Source organism: Dietzia timorensis (genome assembly GCF_020742175.1).
Taxonomy (GTDB): domain Bacteria; phylum Actinomycetota; class Actinomycetes; order Mycobacteriales; family Mycobacteriaceae; genus Dietzia; species Dietzia timorensis_A.
Genome location: NZ_DYXM01000270.1, coordinates 1 through 3,715, shown reverse-complemented (window position 1 = coordinate 3,715; position 3,715 = coordinate 1). Strand labels below are relative to the sequence as shown.

Annotated in this window: 4 protein-coding genes and 1 pseudogene; 4 read left to right on the top strand and 1 reads right to left on the bottom strand. The window is 66.7% G+C overall.

Annotation, left to right across the window (positions count from 1 at the left end):
* From K8V11_RS13880 to K8V11_RS13865, 4 genes are all read left to right on the top strand, one after another.
* Positions 1–860 (top strand): iron chelate uptake ABC transporter family permease subunit (locus K8V11_RS13880; RefSeq protein ID WP_303915519.1); only part of this gene is annotated, 860 nt, incomplete at its 5' end.
* Entirely contained in the window at positions 857–1,960 is a 1,104-nt protein-coding gene (locus K8V11_RS13875) for an iron chelate uptake ABC transporter family permease subunit (protein WP_303915517.1), read from the top strand. The genes K8V11_RS13880 and K8V11_RS13875, both read left to right, overlap by 4 nt.
* Before the next feature lie 12 nt (positions 1,961–1,972).
* On the top strand, positions 1,973–2,773 hold the full coding sequence (locus tag K8V11_RS13870; protein ID WP_303915515.1) for an ABC transporter ATP-binding protein: 801 nt from the start codon (positions 1,973–1,975) through the stop codon (positions 2,771–2,773).
* Positions 2,774–2,797: 24 nt separating this feature from the next.
* A complete protein-coding gene (locus tag K8V11_RS13865) occupies positions 2,798–3,409 on the top strand; it encodes a hypothetical protein (protein WP_303915512.1) in 612 nt (203 codons plus the stop codon).
* A 21-nt stretch (positions 3,410–3,430) separates the two neighbouring features.
* Here the strand turns inward: K8V11_RS13865 and K8V11_RS13860 are convergent.
* Positions 3,431–3,715 (bottom strand): annotated as a pseudogene (locus tag K8V11_RS13860) (type I pantothenate kinase); the annotation flags it as partial.

Here is a 3,715-nt window from a genome sequence, read left to right as displayed (position 1 = left end):
ATTCGGCCGCGTCGATCATCGTCCACGACCTGCGAGTGCCGCGCACCGTGCTCGGACTCGTCGTCGGCATGGCCCTCGGCGTGGCCGGGGCTCTCATCCAGGCTGTCACGCGGAACCCCCTCGCCGATCCGGGCATTCTTGGGGTCAACGCGGGCGCGAGCTTCGCCGTCACACTCGGTATCGCTTTTCTCGGTATCGAGGCGGTCTCGAGCTACGTGTGGCTCGCGATGGCGGGCGCCGCGATCGCCTCGGTCATGGTCTTCGGGATCGCTGCGGGAGGCGGTAAGGGCGCGACGCCGCTCCGGCTCACCCTCGTGGGGATGGCGTTCGGCTCGGTGTTGCTCGGCGCGAACCGCGCGATCGGGCTCCTCGACTCGAGCATCTACGAGCAGGTGCGCTTCTGGGAGGCCGGCTCCGTCGCCGACCGCCCACCCGAGACTCTGACGTCGGTGCTGCCGTTTATCGTGGCCGGCCTCGTTATCGCGCTCCTGTGCGCGCGACCGCTCAACGCGCTCGCCCTGGGGGAGGACTCGGCGACGAGCCTCGGCGCCAGGGTCGGGCTCGTGCGCGGGGTGAGCCTGCTTGCGATCATGCTGCTGTGCGGTGGGGCCGTGGCGGCGGCCGGTCCGATCGCCTTCATCGGGTTGATGATCCCGCACGTCGTGCGCTGGATCATCGGGCCGGACCAGCGGTGGATCATCGTGTACACCATGCTGCTCGCCCCGGTTCTGCTCATCGGCTCCGACGTGCTCGGCAGGTTCCTCGTCTCCGGCGAGCTGCCCGTCGGGATCGTCACCGCGTTCGTCGGTGCGCCGATCCTCATCATTCTCGTGCGCAGGGAAAGGGCTTCGGGACTATGACACGGACACGTGAGGACACGCCCGCGGAGTCCTCCGGGGCGCCCGGGTTCAGCGTCCGCCGCGGCGACACCGGCACCGTCCTCCAGTTCGAGGCGGGCCGCATCGGCGCCGAGATCCGCGTGCGAGTGCTCGTGGTCTCCGCGCTGATGCTGCTCCCGATCGCGCTGTGCACCTATCTTGCACTGGTTCTGGGGACGATCCATGTCTCGGCGGCCGAGTTATGGGAGGTGCTGCGCGGGGACGGTGGCAAGGCGCTGAACAAGGTCGTGCTCGAGTGGCGCTTCCCGCGCGCCGCCGTCGCGATTATCCTCGGCGCTGCGCTCGGTCTCTCCGGCGCGATCTTCCAATCGCTCACCCGTAACCCGCTCGGCAGCCCGGATATCGTCGGCTTCAACAACGGTGCCTACGTCGGGGTTATCGCCGTGACGATCGCCGGGTTCTCCGGCCTCGTGTGGACGTCGATCGGCGCCGTCATCGGCGGACTTGCCACGGCGTTCGTCGTGTATGCGCTCGCGTTCCGGCGAGGCGTGCAGGGGTTCCGGTTCATCATCGTCGGCATCGCGGTCTCGGCGATGCTCGGCTCGCTCAATACGTGGTTCTCCATCGTCGCCGACCTCGACGTGGCGATGGAGGTCGCGGTGTGGGGAGCGGGCAGCCTCCTCGGCACGACGTGGAACACCGTGGCGATCGCGGCGGCAGTGATCGGCGCGCTCGTGGTGTGCCTGTTCGTTGCCGGCCGGTGGATGCCTTACCTCGAGCTCGGTGACGACGTGGCGAAGGTGCTCGGCCTGCCCGTCGAACGCGCGAAGGCCATTCTCATCGTCCTGGGCGTCGCGCTTACCGCGGTCGCGACGGCGGTGGCCGGGCCGATCATGTTCGTCGCGCTGGCCGCGCCCCAGATCGCGCGGCTGCTGTGCCGCACCGGAGACTCGGTGACGCTGCTCGGCTCCGCGGCGATCGGCGCCGCGATCGTTCCGGCAGCCGACCTCATCGCCCAACACGCGTTCTCCGACTCCGACCTCCCCGTCGGCGCGGTGACCGTGTGCATCGGCGGAATCTACCTCGTATGGCTTCTCGCTCGCGAAGCCCGCAAGGGATAGGAGACACGACCAGTGACTACCGATTTCGATACAGAACGCGACGCGGATCTTCTCGCCTGTCGGCATCTGCGGGTCGGCTACGGCGACGCGACCGTGATCCACGATCTCAGCGCGTCCATCGAACCGGGCGGATTCACCGTGATCGTCGGACCGAACGCATGTGGGAAATCGACGCTGCTGCGTGCACTCTCGCGGCTCCTGGTGCCCAAGAGCGGCGACGTCATCCTCGATGGAAAGGCGATCTCCGCCTACGGCACGAAGGAGGTTGCGCGGAAGCTGGGGCTGCTCCCACAGTCCTCGGTGGCTCCGGACGGGATCAGTGTGCGTGACCTCGTAGCTCGTGGGCGTTACCCGCACCAGTCGATGTGGTCGCAGTGGTCGCGCGAGGACGAGCGGGCGATCGACGCCGCACTGGAGCGGACCAACACGAGCGCGCTGGCCGACCGCTATGTCGACGAGCTGTCCGGAGGGCAGCGCCAGCGCGTGTGGATCGCGATGGTGCTCGCGCAGGAGACCGAGCTGTTGCTGCTCGACGAGCCGACCACGTACCTCGACATCACCCACCAGATGGAGGTCCTGCGCATCGCCGACGAGCTGCGCGCGGAAGGCCGAACCGTCGTGGCCGTGCTCCACGAGTTGGCGCTCGCCGCGCGATTCGCCACCGATCTCATCGCGATGCGCGACGGGGAGATCCGCTTTCGCGGAAAGCCCCGCGATGTTGCCACGCCATATAATCTCAAGGACGTCTTCGATCTCGATTGCCGTGTGATCACCGACCCGGAGCTCGGGCACCCGGTAGTGCTGCCAAACTAGATTCCGTAGGGGGCGGGGAGCCCTGTGACCAAGCCACTCAAAACGAGCGCATATTGGGGGCGGTTCGCCACGGCCATAACGGTCGTATACGTGGCGCTGTGGGCCTGGCTGATTGTCGATCGATGGACTGGCTCGCTGGGGTTCTTGCACCGTTCGGAACGGGTGGAAGTGAGGTTCTGGCTCGCGGTCGTCGGGGCCATGATGTGCACCGGGTGGATCGTGTGGCAGGTAGTGGCCCGACGCGTCGGGGTACCCGTCCGCTTGCTGTGGGGACTACCCATCGTCGTCATCGTCGCAGCGCTGGCCGGGATTTTCCTTCCCGGGCCACCATTCGATTGGTCGCGGGAGGAACTTGAAGCGGTTGCCGCCGATGTCGCCCGGGGCTCGACCTCAGAATTGCAGGTCCTCGACCTTGGGCCTGGGACGACGCGCATCGGCTCCTACGATTTCGTGCGAATCCGAGCCTTCTCCCGAGAAGAGATCGTGTTCGAGGAGAAGTACCCGGAGTACAACTGGACTGGCCGGGGTCTGGTGTACTCGCCGTCGGGTGAGCCGACACACTTACGCGACAATTACGAGTACCTCGAACTTGAGTCTCAGGGCGGTGGTTGGTACCGCTGCTTCGGGTCGCTGTAGCTTGGCGACCGCTGCCGCAAGCTACACCTTGCGCAGGCGCAGCCGTTGAATCGAGTGGTCGGAGTTCTTGCGCAGCACCAGAGTCGCGCGCGGCCGGGTTGGCAGGATGTTTTCCACGAGGTTGGGGCGGTTGACCGAACCCCAAATCTGGCTCGCGGCGCTGCGGGCGGCCTCGTCGGTGAGCGTCGCGTAGTGGTTGAAGTGCGAATTCGGGTCCTGGAACGCCGTGTTGCGCAGCGTAAGGAAGCGCTCGACGTACCAGCTTTCGATGTCGTCGATCTTCGCGTCGACGTAAACGGAGAAATC

What these genes read in the sequence shown, in the direction of transcription:
- K8V11_RS13875 (WP_303915517.1), top strand. Translation starts at nt 857, where the DNA reads ATGACACGGACACGTGAGGACACGCCCGCGGAGTCCTCCGGGGCGCCC.